The sequence below is a fragment of the Flavobacterium sp. LS1P28 genome (genome assembly GCF_003970335.1).
GTDB lineage: Bacteria > Bacteroidota > Bacteroidia > Flavobacteriales > Flavobacteriaceae > Flavobacterium.
On record NZ_RYDI01000023.1, the window covers coordinates 26,734 to 44,808 of the forward strand.

The 18,075-nt window shown below is 34.8% G+C and carries 19 protein-coding genes and 1 pseudogene; 11 read left to right on the plus strand and 9 right to left on the minus strand.

Annotation, left to right across the window (positions count from 1 at the left end):
* Positions 1–5 precede the first annotated feature (5 nt).
* The 5 genes from EKL97_RS14060 (at position 6) to EKL97_RS14080 (ending at position 5,016) form a co-directional block, all read left to right on the plus strand.
* A complete protein-coding gene (locus tag EKL97_RS14060; RefSeq protein ID WP_126569126.1) occupies positions 6–1,490 on the plus strand; it encodes a cryptochrome/deoxyribodipyrimidine photo-lyase family protein in 1,485 nt (494 codons plus the stop codon).
* 51 nt (positions 1,491–1,541) lie between these two features.
* A complete protein-coding gene (locus EKL97_RS14065; RefSeq protein WP_255416352.1) occupies positions 1,542–1,826 on the plus strand; it encodes a TIGR03643 family protein in 285 nt (94 codons plus the stop codon).
* 56 nt (positions 1,827–1,882) lie between these two features.
* The gene (locus EKL97_RS14070; protein ID WP_126563960.1) at positions 1,883–2,566 is read left to right on the plus strand and encodes an SDR family NAD(P)-dependent oxidoreductase; all 684 of its coding nucleotides are present in this window, start codon (positions 1,883–1,885) and stop codon (positions 2,564–2,566) included.
* A gap of 157 nt (positions 2,567–2,723) precedes the next feature.
* Positions 2,724–3,335, plus strand: a complete 612-nt coding sequence (gene folE / locus EKL97_RS14075) for a GTP cyclohydrolase I FolE (RefSeq protein ID WP_231507417.1) — start codon at positions 2,724–2,726, stop codon at positions 3,333–3,335.
* A 262-nt stretch (positions 3,336–3,597) separates the two neighbouring features.
* A complete protein-coding gene (locus tag EKL97_RS14080; RefSeq protein ID WP_126569127.1) occupies positions 3,598–5,016 on the plus strand; it encodes an SDR family oxidoreductase in 1,419 nt (472 codons plus the stop codon).
* Between the two features lies 1 nt (position 5,017).
* Here the strand turns inward: EKL97_RS14080 and EKL97_RS14085 are convergent, their stop codons facing one another.
* The 7 genes from EKL97_RS14085 to EKL97_RS15620 all read right to left on the minus strand — a co-directional run bounded on the left by EKL97_RS14085 (position 5,018) and on the right by EKL97_RS15620 (position 11,242).
* Positions 5,018–6,313 carry a cryptochrome/photolyase family protein gene (locus tag EKL97_RS14085; protein ID WP_126569128.1) on the minus strand — a complete coding sequence of 432 codons (1,296 nt, stop codon included), beginning with the start codon at positions 6,311–6,313 and terminating at the stop codon, positions 5,018–5,020.
* On the minus strand, positions 6,313–6,774 hold the full coding sequence (locus EKL97_RS14090; RefSeq protein ID WP_126561743.1) for an SRPBCC family protein: 462 nt from the start codon (positions 6,772–6,774) through the stop codon (positions 6,313–6,315). The genes EKL97_RS14085 and EKL97_RS14090 overlap by 1 nt, the downstream gene beginning before the upstream one ends.
* A gap of 166 nt (positions 6,775–6,940) precedes the next feature.
* The gene (locus tag EKL97_RS14095; RefSeq protein WP_126455542.1) at positions 6,941–7,381 is read right to left on the minus strand and encodes a sterol desaturase family protein; all 441 of its coding nucleotides are present in this window, start codon (positions 7,379–7,381) and stop codon (positions 6,941–6,943) included.
* A 43-nt stretch (positions 7,382–7,424) separates the two neighbouring features.
* A complete protein-coding gene (locus tag EKL97_RS14100) occupies positions 7,425–8,264 on the minus strand; it encodes a phytoene/squalene synthase family protein (protein WP_126569129.1) in 840 nt (279 codons plus the stop codon).
* Positions 8,261–9,742, minus strand: a complete 1,482-nt coding sequence (locus tag EKL97_RS14105) for a phytoene desaturase family protein (RefSeq protein WP_126569130.1) — start codon at positions 9,740–9,742, stop codon at positions 8,261–8,263. Before EKL97_RS14105 ends, EKL97_RS14100 begins: the two co-directional genes overlap by 4 nt.
* Before the next feature lie 39 nt (positions 9,743–9,781).
* Positions 9,782–10,681 carry a MerR family transcriptional regulator gene (locus tag EKL97_RS14110; protein WP_197037229.1) on the minus strand — a complete coding sequence of 300 codons (900 nt, stop codon included), beginning with the start codon at positions 10,679–10,681 and terminating at the stop codon, positions 9,782–9,784.
* Positions 10,682–11,104: 423 nt separating this feature from the next.
* Positions 11,105–11,242: a hypothetical protein gene (locus EKL97_RS15620; protein WP_158614851.1), complete on the minus strand. Its 138-nt coding sequence runs from the start codon at positions 11,240–11,242 to the stop codon at positions 11,105–11,107.
* A 1,003-nt stretch (positions 11,243–12,245) separates the two neighbouring features.
* Here EKL97_RS15620 and EKL97_RS14115 point away from each other — a divergent pair.
* From EKL97_RS14115 to EKL97_RS16140, 6 genes and pseudogenes are all read left to right on the plus strand, one after another.
* Positions 12,246–12,506 (plus strand): heavy-metal-associated domain-containing protein, encoded by a 261-nt coding sequence (locus tag EKL97_RS14115; protein WP_126460711.1) that lies wholly within the window; start codon positions 12,246–12,248, stop codon positions 12,504–12,506.
* A gap of 103 nt (positions 12,507–12,609) precedes the next feature.
* Entirely contained in the window at positions 12,610–12,942 is a 333-nt protein-coding gene (locus EKL97_RS14120) for an ArsR/SmtB family transcription factor (protein ID WP_126569131.1), read from the plus strand.
* A gap of 19 nt (positions 12,943–12,961) precedes the next feature.
* Positions 12,962–13,432, plus strand: a complete 471-nt coding sequence (locus tag EKL97_RS14125; RefSeq protein ID WP_126569132.1) for a DUF6428 family protein — start codon at positions 12,962–12,964, stop codon at positions 13,430–13,432.
* A gap of 15 nt (positions 13,433–13,447) precedes the next feature.
* Positions 13,448–14,080, plus strand: coding sequence for a low molecular weight phosphatase family protein (locus EKL97_RS14130; RefSeq protein WP_126569133.1), 633 nt, complete (start codon positions 13,448–13,450; stop codon positions 14,078–14,080).
* 2 nt (positions 14,081–14,082) lie between these two features.
* Positions 14,083–15,177 carry an ACR3 family arsenite efflux transporter gene (gene arsB, locus EKL97_RS14135; RefSeq protein WP_126569134.1) on the plus strand — a complete coding sequence of 365 codons (1,095 nt, stop codon included), beginning with the start codon at positions 14,083–14,085 and terminating at the stop codon, positions 15,175–15,177.
* A 127-nt stretch (positions 15,178–15,304) separates the two neighbouring features.
* Positions 15,305–15,427, plus strand: a pseudogene (locus EKL97_RS16140) (FAD-dependent oxidoreductase); the annotation flags it as partial.
* A 125-nt stretch (positions 15,428–15,552) separates the two neighbouring features.
* On the opposite strand, the gene EKL97_RS14145 reads toward EKL97_RS16140, so the two are convergent.
* Together EKL97_RS14145 and rocD are read right to left on the minus strand one after the other, a co-directional pair.
* Positions 15,553–16,515, minus strand: a complete 963-nt coding sequence (locus tag EKL97_RS14145; protein WP_126556039.1) for an arginase — start codon at positions 16,513–16,515, stop codon at positions 15,553–15,555.
* An 11-nt stretch (positions 16,516–16,526) separates the two neighbouring features.
* Entirely contained in the window at positions 16,527–17,810 is a 1,284-nt protein-coding gene (rocD, locus tag EKL97_RS14150; protein WP_126556038.1) for an ornithine--oxo-acid transaminase, read from the minus strand.
* Positions 17,811–18,075 lie beyond the last annotated feature (265 nt).

The window sequence follows — 18,075 nt, forward strand, 5'->3', positions numbered from 1 at the left end:
AATAAATGAATACAAATAAAAAAAATATCAATGTAGTTTGGTTAAAAAGAGATCTTCGTTTGCAAGATAACGAAGCAATCTTTAATGCCACAAAAACAGATACACCTACTCTGTTGCTTTATGTGTTTGAAAAGTCATTAGAAAATGATTCACATTACAGCCCGAGACATTGGAATTTCATCAAGCAATCGCTTGTTGACATCAACAAACAGTTGGAACAATCAAACACGCAGGTTTTAGCAGTAACCTCAGAGGTGCTGCAAGTTTTCAATATCCTTGAAGAAACATACAAAATTGACACCGTTTTTTCGCACCAGGAAACCGGGTTAAAAATAACTTACGAAAGAGACAAAACCTTCAAACGATTTTGTAAAAACAATCAGATTAATTGGGTTGAAAATATCAATAACGGAATTTTCAGGGCATTAAGAGACAGGACCAACTGGGTTTCTAAATGGGAAGAATACATGAATGAACCCCTATTTATATTTGATTCTAAAGAAGAGAATTTCCTTAATACAGCAGCAATTCTTGAGCTTGAAAAAGCACTAGAAAAAACTAATCTCGAAACCATTCCCGATACTATTTTCCAAAAAGGAGGTAGCAGTATGGCTGGAAAGTATTTACAAACATTTTTTGAGGAACGGTATCACAATTACAGTTCTCATATTTCAAAACCATTACTAGCTCGAAAAAGTTGCAGTAGATTATCCCCATATATTGCATGGGGCAATCTATCTTCAAGACAGGTTTTGCAAAAGGCAGCTTCGTTCCGAATAAACTGCAGCGACAAAAAACAAATTGATTCGTTTGTATCCAGACTGACTTGGCAGGCACATTTCATTCAAAAATTTGAAATGGAAGAAGTCATGGAGTTTGAAAGTGTGAATAAAGGATTCCATTCGTTGCAAAAGAAAGTGAATGAAAATTATATTAAAGCTTGGAAAACGGGATACACCGGATTTCCATTAGTCGATGCTTCCATGCGTTGTTTGAACGAAACAGGGTATTTGAACTTTAGAATGCGTGCGATGTTAGTTTCCTTTTTTACTCATAATTTATGGCAACCTTGGCAGAACGCTACAGAACATTTATCGCAAATGTTCCTTGATTTTGAACCCGGAATTCATTTTCCTCAATTGCAAATGCAGGCTGGCGAGACCGGAATCAATATGTTGCGTATTTATAATCCCATAAAAAACAGCTATGAGCACGATCCTGATGGTGAGTTTATAAAAAAATGGGTTCCAGAATTGCGAAACTTACCAAGGGCATTTATGCACGAACCAAATAAAATGACCTATTTAGATCAAAAATTTAATGAGTTTGAAGTGGGCATTCACTATCCAAAACAAATTGTAAACATGGAACGAACAAGAAAATATGCTAGCGATTTATTATGGAAAATGAAGAAAAATCCATTAGTAAAAGAGGAAAGTTCCCGGATATTAAAACTGCATACCATGACTGATATTGGCGATAGCGAATAATTTTTCAGCGATAAGCACAAAGAAATCAATACCACTTTTAAATAACATATTGTGAATATAAAAAAAGAACTTACCAATTTAGACAAAGACCGTATTATAGAAATGGCTTGGGAGGACCGCACGACTTTTGATGCAATTTTAATGCAATTTGGATTAAAAGAGCAAGAAGTAATTGACCTGATGCGCACCGAGATGAAACCATCCAGTTTTAGAATGTGGCGCGAAAGAGTGCAAGGTCGTAAAACAAAACATGAAAAATTAAGAGATTTTCGCGAAGGCCGCTTTAAATGTACCATGCAAAGACAGATTAATAACAATAAGATTTCCAAACGATAAATTGGATTCAATAAACGACAAAATCAAAATAGAATTTAAATAACTGACCAAATAACATGAAAAATATCGTAATCATTGGCGGAAGCAAAGGAATTGGCAATGCCATTTTGTTGCAGCAATTAGAGACAAACATGGTGTATAACATCAGCAGAAATGCACCAGAGATCACACATCCCAATCTGAAACATTTTTCAGTAAATGTGTTACAAGATACACTTCCGGAAATTGAAGCGATAGATACATTAATTTATTGTCCGGGTTCTATCAACTTGAAACCCATAGGAAGTCTTAGTATTGACGATTTCAGAACAGATTTTGAAATTAATGTTATTGGTGCCGTAAAAGCGATCCAAAAATATTTGCCTGTTTTGAAAAAAGGAACCAATCCATCCATTATTTTGTTCAGTACGGTTGCTGCAAAATTAGGAATGCCGTTTCATGCGAGCATTGCTACTGCAAAAGCGGGTGTAGAAGGATTAGTGAAATCATTAGGAGCAGAACTAGCTTCAGTAGTGCGCATCAATGCCATTGCTCCCACAATTACGGAAACGACACTAGCCGCAGGAATTTTGAGAAATGACCGTATGAAAGAGAATATGATAGAACGCCACCCGATGAAAGGCTATTTGAAACCTCAAGAAGTAGCACACATGGCAGACTTCCTGATATCTGAAAATGCAAAATCAATTTCAGGTCAGGTATTCGAAATGGATTACGGAATAGTGACTTTTAAAATCTAAACAAGTTATTATTAACCACAAAAAAAAGAAAAATTAACCATTAAAAAATTAAGCTTATATATAAAGAATGATTGTTTTTTTTAAATCTATAAATGGTTTGTTTAAACAAGAATCCCAAAAAAAAATAGCCAAAATTAAAATTGAAATACAGTATACCATGATAAAAGAAATGAGAAGTTACGAGAAAGTCGAGCAATATGATGCAGAAATAACCGAAGCATTAGCTGAAAATTATAAAACCATAATTAGTGATTTGGGTGAAGATGTAACCAGAGAAGGACTTGAAAAAACACCGGAACGTGTAGCCAAAGCCATGCAATACCTTACGCACGGTTACGGACTAGATCCATTAGAAATATTAAAATCGGCATTATTTAGTGAAGACCACCATCAAATGATTGTGGTAAAAGATATTGAAGTATATTCGATGTGTGAACACCACATGTTGCCGTTTTTTGGAAAAGCGCATGTTGCTTATATCCCTAATGGTAAAATTGTTGGTTTGAGTAAAATACCAAGAGTGGTAGATGCTTTTGCCAGAAGGATGCAAGTGCAGGAACGATTGACAGATCAGATAAAAAATTGCATTCAGGAAGCTCTGAATCCGCTTGGAGTAGCGGTAGTAATTGAAGCGCAACACATGTGTATGCAGATGAGAGGGATTCAAAAACAAAACTCAGTGACCACCACTTCCTCTTTTACAGGTGCGTTCGAAAAAAATAAAACCAGAAGAGAATTTATTAGTTTGATTTCTACTAAACTTAGTTAAATTTAATTTTTACAACTAATTAAACATATTAAAAGTGGCTAAAAAAGTGCAAAAACCCAAAATAAACTACCTCGGTGCATAGCCCCAGAGGTATTAACTAAATAACTGTCTCAGATTTTCAAAAATCTTTTTAATCTGTGAATCTGTGGCAAAAAAAAATAGAAGTAGAGCTTCAAGGAATTAAACCTGAAAAGATTAAAATGGGATCAATTAAAGCGGTAAGGTAGTATCTTTACGATATGATGGCAAAATATAAAAACTTATGAAAATTCTCTTAACAGGCGCAACAGGTTACATCGGGAAACGACTCTTACCCCTATTATCAGGACAAGGGCACGATATAATCTGTTGTGTAAGAGATAAAAACAGATTTAATTGCCCGGTCGAATATCAAAAAAATGTTACCATAATTGAGGTAGATTTCCTAAATCAAGAAACATTGACAGCTATTCCAGAAACTATTGATGCGGCGTATTATCTGATTCATTCCATGTCAGGTTCAGCTGCTAATTTTGATGAATTGGAAAGTGAATCGGCTCTAAATTTTGTGCATCGCTTGAATAAAACCAAAGCCAAACAAGTAATTTATTTGAGTGGAATTATCAACGATAAATCATTATCCAAACATTTATCGTCGCGAAAAAAAGTAGAAGAAATTTTGAATACCGGTACTTTTCCCACTACTACTCTAAGAGCAGGAATTATTGTAGGTTCTGGAAGTGCTTCGTTCGAAATAATTCGGGATTTAATCAATAAACTGCCTGTAATGATTACCCCAAAATGGCTGAATACTAAATGCCAGCCCATTGCAATTCCGGATGTTCTTGAATTTTTATCCAAATCATTATTAAACCCCGTTACTTATAATCAAAGTTTTGATATTGGCGGACCTGATATTTTAACGTATAAAGAGATGCTTTTGGGTTTTGCAGAAGCCAAAAAGCTAAAACGATGGATCTTTACTGTTCCTATAATGACGCCAAAATTATCTTCCTATTGGTTGTATTTTGTAACCTCAACATCTTATCGACTGGCTTCAGCACTGGTCAGCAGCATGAAAGTAGAAGTTGTTTGCAGTGATAATAAAATCAATGAGTTATTGCATGTTACGCCAATGACCTACAAAAAGGCACTTTCCCGTGCTTTGATAAAAGTAGATGAAGACAAAGTAGCTTCGAGCTGGAAAGATTCCCTCATTAGCGGCCGTTTCAACAGTAACATGTCAGAATATTTGAAGGTTCCAAAAAAAGATTGCTTTATAGACCGACGCAAAATGGAAATCATAGACCGAGAATACACTATAAATAAAATCTGGTCCATTGGTGGAGATTCCGGTTGGTATTATGCCGATTGGCTTTGGAGTTTACGAGGTTTTATTGATAAATTATACGGAGGTGTAGGTAGTAGAAGAGGAAGAACCAACAGACACGAGATTCATTCTGGTGATGCTTTGGATTTTTGGCGCGTACTATATGCCAATAAACAAGAAGGAAAATTAATCTTATTTGCCGAAATGAAGCTACCTGGTGAAGCGTGGCTGGAATTCAAAATAATAGGAAATACGCTGTACCAATCGGCTACTTTCCTCCCAAAAGGGATTTGGGGAAATTTATATTGGTATTCTGTTTTGCCGTTTCACGGGTTTATATTTAATGGCATGCTGAACAAATTAATAAAATAAATCACTTCAGAATTCCGGCTTTGTACGTCGCAATAGCTCTGTCTCTAGCCATTGCATGTTCTACCATTGGTTGTTTGTATCCTAAATCGAATTCTTTAATCCATTTGCGGATATAGATTCCTTTTTCATCGAATTTTTTTAGCTGGATCTCCGGATTGAAAACTCGGAAATATGGTGCAGCGTCACAGCCAGTTCCTGCAGCCCATTGCCAATTGCCAACATTGGCAGACATCTCATAATCCAATAATTTTTCGGCAAAATAGGCTTCACCCCATTGCCACTGAATCAATAAATGCTTGCATAGAAAACTCGCGACAACCATGCGAACTCTGTTGTGCATATACCCGGTTTCATTGAGTTGCCTCATTCCGGCATCAACCATAGGATAGCCAGTTGTTCCGGTACACCAGCTCTTGAAATCTTCTTCATTATTGCGCCACTGAATCCCATTATAGGCTGATTTGAAGTTTTGCGTACCGACTTTTGGAAAACTAAATAAGATTTGCATGAAAAATTCTCTCCAAATTAGTTCACTCAAAAACACATCATTTTTATTAAATGCCCAATTGACTAATTTCCGGATACTTACCGTTCCAAAGCGCAGATGTGGCGAAAGATAAGAGGTTTTATCTAAGGCTGGGAAATCTCTTATATCTTGGTAATTTGCAATGAATTTAAGGTTATGTGGTTTTACTTTGATAAGACTTTCTACGAAACCTATTTGTTCCAAAGTGGGAAAAGCAAAACTGTTTTTATAGAAATTAGCAAAATAAGCAGCAGTATCATATTCTTGAACTGGAGTCATTGACTTGTATTTCTCCAGCCATTTATTTTTAAACGGTGTATACACCGTGTAGGGCAATCCATCTGCTTTAGTAACTTCTTTTTCTTCAAAAATGACTTGGTCTTTAAAAGAATAAGAAATGGTTTTATTAGTTTCTAAAAATTCACAAATTGCAGAGTCACGTTGTATCGCGTACGGTTCGTAATCTTTGTTGAAGAAGACTTCTTTGACATCAAATTCTTTTAATAAAGATTGCCAAACAGCGATAGTTTTTCCTTTTTTAACCAAAAGTGAACTTTCAATTTCCTGTAATTGTCTATTTATTTTAGAAAGTGATTCGTGAATAAAACCGACTCGAGCGTCGTTTTTAGGTAAAGTATCTAAGATGGAATCATCAAAAATAAACAACGGAATAACCGGATATTCAGACTTCAAAGCATGAAACAATCCAACGTTATCTTCCAGACGCAAATCGCGTCTAAACCAAAAAACAGAAATTTCTTGCTTGCTCATTACTTTGAATTAAACATTTGGTCCACTTTTGCAACACGATACGCAAAAATGGATTTCAATTTATTTTTCACGATTAAGGTGTTCATGATTCGTCCCAATATACCAAGTGGTAAACCGTAATGGACCACATCGGTCATTTTTGTTCCATTTGGTGTGGTCTCAAAGAAATGTTTGTGGTGCCAGAAACTATAGGGACCAAAACGCTGCTCATCAATAAAATAATCATTTTCCTTTACTTGTGTAATTACCGTCATCCACGACAAGGTAATCCCAAAAAGTGGCGTTACTTTATATTGAATGATTTGCCCGGGATACATAGATTTATTATCGAAATCTGTGATTTGGAAACCCATTCCTTCTGGTGTGATTTTTTGAAGATTTTTTGGATTGGAAAAAAAAGTCCAACATTCTTGAACAGTTGCATTCACGTGCTGTACGGTTTCTTGTTTGTATATTTTCATGGTTATATTTTAAAGATAAATGCCTTCATGGGACACTGTTTTCGTGTGAGGGATAATAGTGGAGCTCTTTTTGTAGCTGGCTTTTTTGTCTGGTATAAAAAAGCGGGAACGGATAGCCCGACCCCGCCATAACACTACTAAAAGCGCGGTAACGCCCAAAATAAATTTATATTTTGTAGTATTTGAAAGGAACGAACAGCATGCCAAAACATTCTCCGTGCTCTTTGCCTAAGTGTTTGTGGTGTACTTTATGGGCTTTTCGCAATCCTATTAAATACTTGTTGTTTGTGTTTTTGAACCATTTGAAACGTTGGTGAATTAGGACGTCATGTATCATGAAATAGCAAAAGCCGTAAAACATAATCCCCAGTCCGAGAAAAAATTTATAATTCAATCCTCCTTCTACACCATAATAGAAAAGCAGGATGCTTGGGATGGCAAAAATGATAAAAAAAATATCGTTTCGTTCAAAAACATTAGCGTATTTTGGTTGGTGATGATCGGCATGAAAGTACCACATTGAGCCATGCATAACGAATTTATGGGTACACCAGGTGACACATTCCATTATTAAAAAAGTACCTATAAATATCAAAAAAAATATCATTTTATTTTATGTTTAATTAAAAATATTTAAAACAAGCTGTAACTTAAACTAACTTCAATTTATAAGAGACAAAAGATTTTGCCAGTAATCCGGCTTTGGTATAGTTAGAAACTCGGATTCTCGCACTTCCAATTTCATGGCACGGAGTGTTTTCTAGCTTTTTTAATAGTTTTTTGTAGTACACAAAAGCGGTGTATACGCCAAACTTAGCTTCAATAGGAAGTTTTACAATTCCTTCATATGCTACTTTAAAATCTGCTTCAATTTCATTAATGATAGCCGATTTAGCATTTTCATCGAAAGAATTTAAATCGACTCCTGGGAAATAATTCCGGTTCAGGACAAGATTATCGTCTTTTAAATCCCGAAGAAAATTCACTTTCTGGAACGCAGATCCCAGTCGCATGGCTTCGTTTTTCAGTTGCTCATATCGTTTGTGATCTCCGGCAACAAAAACCTTGAGACACATAAGACCCACCACATCAGCCGATCCATAAATGTAATCATCATACTCTGCTTTACTGTGATAATCCGATTTGATTAAATCTAATTTCATGCTTTTCAAAAACGCCTGAATGAGATCATCAGAGATGTTGTATTTCTTCACCGTTTGCTGAAAAGAATTTAAGATGGGATTTAAACTAATCCCTCTGTCAATCGCTTTGTAGTATTCATCCTCAAACTCAGTGATTAAAATTTCTTTGTCAAAACCATGAAAAGTGTCGACAATTTCATCCGCAAAACGGACAAAACCATAAATACTATAAATGGCATCCCTAATACTGGGCGAGAGCATATAAACCGCCATAGAGAAAGAGGTACTGTAGTTTTTAGTGACTAATTTGCTACATTTAAAAGATACATCATCAAATAATTGTTTCATAATTGTTGTGCTAAAAATTGTTTATTAATTAACTCCGACACTAATTTTCCGGAAATCAATGCTGGTGGAACACCTGGTCCGGGTACGGTCAATTGACCGGTAAAATATAAATTTTTCACTTTCTTGCTCTTTAACTTAGGTCTCAAAAAGGCAGTTTGCAATAATGTATTTGCCATTCCGTAGGCATTTCCTTTGTATGAATTGTATTCTGATACAAAATCATTTTTACAAAAGGATTGTTTAAATAGTATAGTATTGCGTACTTTTTGTTGTGTTAAAGTTTCGAAACGATCCATTATTTTTTCAAAGTATTCTTCTCGGAGTGCTTCAGTATCGTTGATTCCGGGAGCTAAAGGTATTAGAAAAAACCCTGATTCCATTCCTTCCGGAGCTGCAGTTTCATCTGTCACTGATGGAAAATTAGCATAAAACAAGGGTTCTTTTGGCCACTGTGGTTCATCATAAATGTCTTTGGCATGCTGATAAAAATCAACATCAAAGAATAAGGCATGATGTGAAATGTTTTTTATTTTTTTATTGAAACCAACATAAAACAATAATGATGATGGTGCAAAAACGCGACTGTCCCAATATTTTTCAGAATAAGTACGGTGCTCCATATCCAACAATGTTTCCGTGTGATGGTAATCGGCTCCGCTTAGAATTACATCAGAGGTAATGATTTCTCCATTTACCTGAATTGATTTGGCTGTTTTATGCACTACGATGATTTTTTCGATGTTGGAATTCATTTGAAATTTCACTCCCAACTCTCTTGCTAAACTTTCTATACCCCGAACTACATCAAACATTCCTGTTTTAGGATGCCAAGTTCCCAGACCAAAATCAGCATAATTCATGAAACTGTAAAATGACGGGGTATCAGATGGCTTGGCTCCAAGAAATAAAACCGGAAATTCCAGAATTTGAATCAATCTTTCGTTTTTGAATTTCTTACGAACATCTTTACTGATAGTACTAAAAAACTGACCCACTTTCATGGCTGTTTCTACTGTTATTAATTCCAGTGGAGAAATCCCGGGGCGATACACTAAATCTTTGATGGCGATGTCATAATTACTTTTGGCCTCAGCCATAAATTCGTTTAACAGGCTGCCGCTTCCTTTTTCGATGGCTTCAAAAGCGATTGTAATATCCGTTAAATTATCTGCTATGGTAATAAAATCATCAACTCCATAGTACACGCGATAGGCTGGTGCTAATTTTATTAATTCGTAATAATCAGTGGTTTTCTTTCCAAAATCAGCAAAGAAGCGATCGAATACGTCTGGCATCCAGTACCAACTTGGGCCCATATCAAAGGTGAAACCTTCTTTTTTTAATTGTCGTGCTCTCCCTCCGGTTGTTGCATTTTTCTCATATACAGTCACATCGTGACCACTTTTTGCTAAATAGCAGGAAGCGGCTAAAGCCGAGAATCCAGAACCTATAATTGTAATTTTTTTTATATTCTTCATTTGTTTAGCAAATATACAAAATGTTTAAACAAAAAACAACTAGATCCAATCTACCAATTCAGTAATTGAACTAAAAAGAGTAATTCGATCTGAAAGTTCCTCTTCTTTTATAAACTCAATCATACGACCAATATACCATAATTCAGTCGTATCATCCACCAACTCATCGGACATTTTTTGAATGTATCCATCGAGTTGACATCTTTCTGGTTGTACTGTAAGGTAGGAAACAAAAATAATGGAATCAAAATGTTTTTTCAAGTCTTTCAGATTTTCAATAGGCATACTTTCTCCTAAATAAATAGTTTTGTAGCCATGCAATAAAATCTCATAATTCAGGTACATCAGACCTAATTCATGAATTTCATTCATAGGAAGTGACAGGACAAAAACTTTATCTACTTTTGTTTGCTTTAAAACTTGAAGTTTTTCGGTGTTAACTAATAATTTTTGTTTAATTAAGTAGCTGATAAAATGCTCGTGGGCTGGAGTTATCGTGTCCGATTGCCATAATAATCCCAGTTCATTCATTAATGGTATAAAGACTTGATGAAATACTTCCTTAAATGATTTTTCTGCAATTAACCAATTATAAGTATTAAAAAACAGCTCCTGATCAAAATTCATCATGGCCATTTTAAATTCACTTATGGCATGACTTTTTGCTGTTTTGCTCGAAATTATTTCACGTACTAAAGAGGGTATTTTTTCTTGAGGATAGGTTGCTATTTTTGAGATTTTATAGCCATAATCGTGTAACAATGTAATATTTAACAGTTTTTGCAAACTCACTAAATCATACAATCTAATATTAGTGTCGGTACGCATGGGTTGCAAAATATTGTATCTTTTTTCCCAGATTCGTATGGTGTGCGCTTTTATACCTGAAAGATTTTCAAGATCTTTTATACTGAACACATTTTTTACATTGTTTATCATTTATCGAAATTTAATGAACAAATGTAAAATAAATTTAATTATAAACTCTTATGATCACACCGAAACTTTTTTTAAACTCAAAACACCCCAAGATTCTATAAAACGGTACACTGCTGAAACTGATTATTTCTCGAATGCTACTAGCTGATTATAAAACTAATACACACTTTTTTTGGGATTAAACATTGAATAGCAAATAATCAATCCCTTTTAATAATAATAAGCCGCAGTTTCCTTCTTATTAAATGGCTGCACTTAAAATTACTTTCTGATTTTCAACTATTTTCAAAAGAAAAACAGCACTAAAAAAAGCTTTAGAAAAACTACTGCTCCATTTTATTCTCTTAAACATAAGAAAAGCCGTGTGAAAATCTGACCTTTTTCGCAACTTTTCTTAATAATGATTCCTATTATTTATTAAATTTATTTTTTTATGATTGTTCGGGTGATGTCGTCCTGATTATAGACCGTAATAAAATACATCTCACTAGAATAAGAACTTAAAACCATACTTGCCGCTTCCAAAGTTACTTTGATCTCTTGAACTAAAGCGCCTAACATATTAATACTTTAATGCCTCTGATGGGAGTAATACTCTGAATCTTCAAAATAGTAGTGATAGGATTGAGTTAAGAGCCCGTCAGCGGTGGCAGTTACCCAACTTGAAGCTAAATTATTATCCAGAGTGGTACTTATTAATTCGAGGTAACTTCCTCGACCTTCAGGAGCTAATGGACAAGACACGGAATCAAAATATTCTACTGAATCAATTTTAAATAAGTAATCACCATGGTATAATGTCGTATTTTAAAATCAGGATAAAATCATGTAAAAATCTGATTTAAAGCTGTTTTACTTAAAGTTAATTCTTTTGACTTTACGACTTTTAAACTTTCGACTTACTTACATGACAAAAAGCGGTTATAAATAAACAAATAAGCTTGACCCTGACCCTAACTAGATCGAGTTTGACTTTAAAATGAATTTGCAAAACTGAAATTAACGCTGTATCTTTACTCTCAAGACTGATGTTTCTCATTAGAAATATTATCTGGTAATAATTCTTTAATATACTAAATTTCAGTGTTTTTACTGATTAATTATTATTTATTGTATCGATTTTTATTAAAATATATTTTTGTCATGTACTAAAAAATAATAGCTACAATTTAATATCGTATTTTATTAAAACTCTAAATTTCTTTACTACCGATTTCACAGATTAACACAAATTAATTCGTCATTTAGCTTTAAAAATCGTTTTAAACCTTCAAATCTATGACAAAACTCTTTTTAATAATTGCGACAATATATCTTTCATGCTGCTTATTTCAGTATAAAATAACAATCGGACAGGTGAATAAAGCGTAATCTTACGCAAATTTATTTAACACTAGAGTAGCGATATCCTTTTTCAAACCGTTCCGGTGTATTCGTATTTTTTCTTAGTAAACCTATTGCATTTTAAAACTTAAAAATGATTGTTTATTCGTTTTAAAAAGTATAAACAACTAATCTTAAAATACTTAGACACCTAAAAACAACTAATTTAAAACACAAAATCATGAGCATACTCACTGACAATGTAATTCCAGGAAATCATGGTAAAATTTTTGGTACCAATGCGATCAAAGATTTAGATTTATTAGAAATTAAAGCAAGTCTGCTGAAGTTAGACGGAATAATAGACGTCCTTTTGAATACTGATCTTTTCCCTAGAGAATTTACAATACACACCTCCAAGATGATTCCTGTAAGTGTTATTCAAGATCAAGTACGATCAGTGGGGTTTCACGCCATCCCAAAAGAAGTATTTGAACTTTAATTTTTAAAGGTAACTTTTAAAAATCAACACTATCTTTAAAAAAATCAATATCATTTGTTTATTTCAAATCTATATCGTAATATTGCAATATAAATATATAACGATGGGAATTACTAAATCAGACCATTTCACAGACGAGCAAAACGAATTGGCAACTTTAGCCAAAGCCATAGGCCATCCTGCACGTATTGCTATTATTCAACACCTCATCAAGGTAGATAGTTGTGTGTGCGGTGATATTGTAAACGAACTGCCTCTAGCCCAGCCTACGGTTTCGCAGCACCTGAAGCAACTTAAAAATGCCGGACTCATAAAAGGCAATTTTGAAGGAAATGCAATTTGTTATTGCCTAAACGAAGAAGGCTTTAATAAAATAAAAGGCTTTTTTCAGCACATCAATACTTATTTAGAAAACAAGAAAAATCAATGCTGTTAATTTTTAAATTACAAAAATAATGAAACTATCCGAAATTAAAAAAGAGTTGATCACATTAGACAATGTTGCTTTTGTATTACCAAACGGAACCTTTGTTCCTGAACATTTCCATGTAACTGAAGTGGGTTTGATCACTAAAAATTTTATTGACTGCGGTGGAAAAGTTAGAAAAGAAACTGTGGTAAATTTTCAATTATGGGATGCCAATGACTTTGATCACCGCCTAAAACCAAAAAAACTTTTAGAAATTATTGCGCTTTCAGAAAAAATACTGGGCATTGAAGATTATGAAGTAGAAGTCGAATTCCAATCAGAAACTATTGGGAAATACGACATTAGTTTCAACGGAACAGCATTTACCTTAATCAACAAGCAAACGGCTTGTTTGGCAGAGGATCAATGCGGAATTCCTTCCGAGAAACAAAAAGTAAAATTATCCGAAATTCCAAGTCAAACCAATACTTGCACCCCTGGTGGTGGCTGTTGTTAATTTTAAAACTAAGATATGACATTAATCAAAACAAACTTGTTTCCAGAAATAGAAACACAAATAACTGCCTTTGGTTTTGAAGATATTTCAGTTGAACGCAAAATTATTTTGCAACCGCTAATTGACTTTATTCAGACAAAAGTAGCCCATCAACAAGAGATCAGATTGAATTTGATTTGCACACACAATTCCAGAAGAAGTCATCTGGCACAAGTTTGGGCACAAACAGCCGCAGCACATTTCAATGTAAAAAATGTATTTTGCTATTCTGGTGGGACCGAAGCAACTGCTTTATTTCCTATGGTTGCCCAAACTTTAGTACAATCAGGATTCAAAATCAAAGCAATCACAGCAGGAAATAATCCCATTTACACCATAAAATATGGAGAAAATGAGCCTCCTATTATTGGTTTTTCCAAGACCTACGATGATGATTTTAATCCGAAAAATGAATTTGCAGCGATTATGACTTGCTCTCAAGCAGATGGAGGCTGTCCTTTTATCGCTGGTGCTGAAAAACGTATCCCAATTACTTTTGAAGATCCAAAAGCATTTGACAACACTCCACAACAAGCCGAAAAATATCAGGAGCGAAGTTTACAGATTGCCACCGAAATGTTTTATGTCTTCTCCCAAATAAAATTATAAATATGTCAGCATCTACTTGTTTTCCCGCAGCAGAAAGAAAAAAACTAGGTTTCCTAGATCGATTTTTAACCCTTTGGATCTTCCTTGCAATGGCACTTGGTGTTGCTGTAGGGAATTTCATCCCTTCCAGTGGGAATTTTATCAACTCTTTTTCCAGCGGAACAACTAATATCCCACTCGCCATTGGTTTAATCTTAATGATGTATCCGCCATTAGCCAAAGTGAATTATAGTAAAATGGGAGACGTATTCCAAAACACCAAAGTATTGGGTGCTTCCCTGTTCCTGAATTGGGTGGTAGGCCCAATCCTCATGTTTTCATTAGCCTTACTTTTCCTAAATGGATATCCGGAATACATGATTGGAGTCATCTTGATCGGATTAGCCCGATGCATTGCGATGGTAGTGGTTTGGAATGATCTGGCCGACGGTAATAGAGAATATGCCGCTGGATTAATCGCTTTGAATAGTATTTTTCAGGTATTGCTTTACAGCGTATATGCGTATGTTTTCATAACCATTTTGCCACCGTATTTTGGCTATACCGGTTTTGATGTGACAATCAGTATTGGTCAAATTGCAGAAAGCGTAGGTATTTATTTAGGAATTCCATTTGCTTTGGGAATAATCAGCCGGTATGGTCTTATAAAACTCAAAGGCGAAACTTGGTTTCAAAACAAGTATATACCTTTTATTTCTCCTATTACTTTAGTGGCCTTGTTATTTACCATAATATTAATGTTTAGTCTGAAGGGCGCATTAATTGTGCAAATCCCCCTGGATGTAGTTCGGATAGCTATTCCTCTTGTCATTTATTTCACCTTAATGTTTGTGATCAGTTTTTTTCTCGGAAAGTATTTTGGTGCTGATTATTCTAAATCTACCGCAATCGCTTTTACGGCAACCGGAAACAATTTTGAATTGGCTATTGCAGTTGCAATTGGCGTTTTTGGAATCAACAGCGGACAAGCATTTGCCGGCGTTATTGGCCCACTGGTTGAAGTTCCGGCGCTAATTGCATTGGTAAACGTCGCTTTTTGGTTTAGAAAAAAATATTATACAAAACCCGAATTAGACCCAAAAACTGGAACCTCTTAAATGTTCCGCTACTAGAGAACTCAACTATTTTATCACAGACTCTCTTTTGTTTTAAACTTGTTTTAAAACAGTGAATCTGTGGTAATCTAAAAAACTAAAATAGAATTTAATCCAGATTCAAAACAGAATGAATGAAATTAAAAATGTCATTATCATTGGTGGCGGACAAAGCGGATTGGCTTGCGGATATTATTTAAAACGCAATAAATTAAACGTTTCTCTCCTGGATAAAGAAGAAAAATGCGGTGGTACCTGGCAACATGTTGGGGATAGCCTAACGCTTTTTTCTCCTGCCGAACACAATTCATTGCCCGGCTGGTTGATGCCAAAAAATCTAAAACTGATTTCGGGCTTTTTTATACACGCTAAAAAAAATTATTCTGCAGGAATAACCAGTTCTGAGGTAATGGCTTCTAAAACTTCAAAAGCAGTTTCTGCCATTTTATTTCCTTTGGTGTCTAATAATGGGTTAATCTCGACAAATTCGATACAAACTACTTTTTTGGTTTGAACAATTTGTTTGATGATCGCTATTACTTCATACTGATCAAAACCTTTGGAAACCGGTGTTCCAGTCCCGTAAGAAATCATATCACAATCCATAGAATCCACATCAAAAGAAACATATAGCACTTCACAATGCGATAGTTTAGTTAATGCTTCCGCGACACACTTTCGTAAACCGCGATACCGCACTTCATCAACTTTATAATTTTTGATTTGCAATTTTTCAATTTGCTTATCCTCCTCTTCTTCGGTATCCCGAACGCCAAAATATACCAGGTTTTCTGCCAAAACTTTCGGTCCCTTACAACCTATATTTTTCATGTCTTCCCAGTGCTGTTGGGTTTCCGGAGGCACTTCGTTATTCTGGCAACTCAAATTATCATCCGCAAGAGCCGCAGATAGTGGCATTCCATGAATATTACCGGATGGCGAAGTGTAAGGTGAATGCAAATCCGCATGGGCATCAATCCAAAACACCCCGATATTTTGTTCCGGAAAAGCTGCTTTTATACCACTTAATGTTCCTAATGCCGAAGAATGATCACCTGATAAAACAATTGGAAAATAATTTCCTGCTAAATTTTTCTGTACTGCATTACAAACTCTGGTGCATTGCTCCACTACATGCTCAATTCGTTTAGCCGAAGAACTTCGGTTTTTATCATATATGGATTCGTTGTGCGTTTTGACATCTTCAAACTCAAACTGATTAAAATAATCACTGTTTTGATTGATTGCCGCAATTTCGATAGCATCAATCCCTAAGTCGGATCCTCGTGTACCAGCACCTATATCGGATCTGTTCTTTATTAATTTTATAGATTTTCCCATTGTACTTAAAATTATTTGAAATCGTTTAGAGCTCGCTCAATTATACCCAAACATTCCTGTATTTGAGGTTCTGAAATTACTAATGGTGGTGCAAATCGAATTTTGTTTCCGTGTGTTGGTTTTGCCAATAATCCATAATCTCTAAATTTCATACAAATATTCCAGGCTAAATCAGATTCTTCACCACTGTTGATAACTATGGCGTTCAGTAATCCTTTTCCTCTGACCAACGTAATTAATGGGTTTCTGGAAGCAATTTCGTTAAGTCCTGTTCTTAAAACTTCGCCTAAGTACGCCGCATTTTGTGCTAAATTTTCCTCTTTCACTACTTCCAGTGCAGCAATAGCCACAGCCGCTGCAACAGGATTTCCTCCAAAAGTGGAACCGTGTTGTCCTGGTTTAATCACATTCATAATGGGATCATTCGCTAAAACTGCCGAAACTGGGTACACACCGCCCGAAATAGCTTTTCCTAGAATAAGGATATCTGGTTTTACTTCCGGTCTGCCTTCACATCCTTTTTTACAGTCACAATTTCCGCAAGTTGCTAATAATCTTCCCGTGCGTGCAATTCCTGTTTGCACTTCATCTGCGATAAATAGAACGTTATGTGCTTCACAAAGCGCTTTTGTTTTTGCTAAATATCCTTCGGCAGGAACATACACTCCCGCTTCTCCTTGAATTGGTTCCACTAAAAATCCAGCAATATTTGGGGTTGATTTTAATACATTTTCTAGGGCGTCAACATCATCGTACGGAATTTTAATAAATCCAGCAGTGAATGGTCCAAAGTTTTTACGGGCACTCTCATCATTCGAAAATGAAATGATTGTTGTTGTTCTTCCGTGAAAATTGTTTTCACAAACAATGATTTGTGCTTGATTTTCTGGAATTCCTTTTACCTCATAGGCCCATTTTCTACACAATTTCAAAGCAGTTTCCACTGCTTCAGCACCTGTATTCATGGGCAACACTTTATCAAAACCAAAATACTTAGTCACATATTCCTCAAAAGGTCCTAGTTGATCATTATGAAAAGCACGTGAAGTTAAGGTCAATGTTTGTGCTTGTTTTATCATTGCATCCACAATTTTTGGATGACAATGCCCTTGGTTTACGGCAGAATAGGCCGATAAAAAATCATAATATTTTTTTCCGTCTACATCCCAGACATAAACCCCTTCGCCTCTTTCTAAAACCACAGGTAAAGGATGGTAATTGTGTGCTCCGTATTGATTTTCTTTAGCTATTAACGCTTCCGATTTTGAAGAAAGGTTTTGTTCTGTGTGTGTCATGATATTCCTATTTTGATATTACAAAGTACAAAACTACAGATTTTTTTTAAATTGACAATAAAAATAAATATTTTGACTTTTTTAAAAGTATTATTTTAAATAAATTACTTAATTTACATTAAAAAAAGTCATTTTTTAAATATAAAATTCAAATAATAGAACTATTCCAATATAAATAAAAATAAGTAATGCGAATCAAGGGTTAAAAAATTAAGCTAATAAAAGCTGCTGCAATTTTTCCAAATAGATGGATTAGCAAACCTTT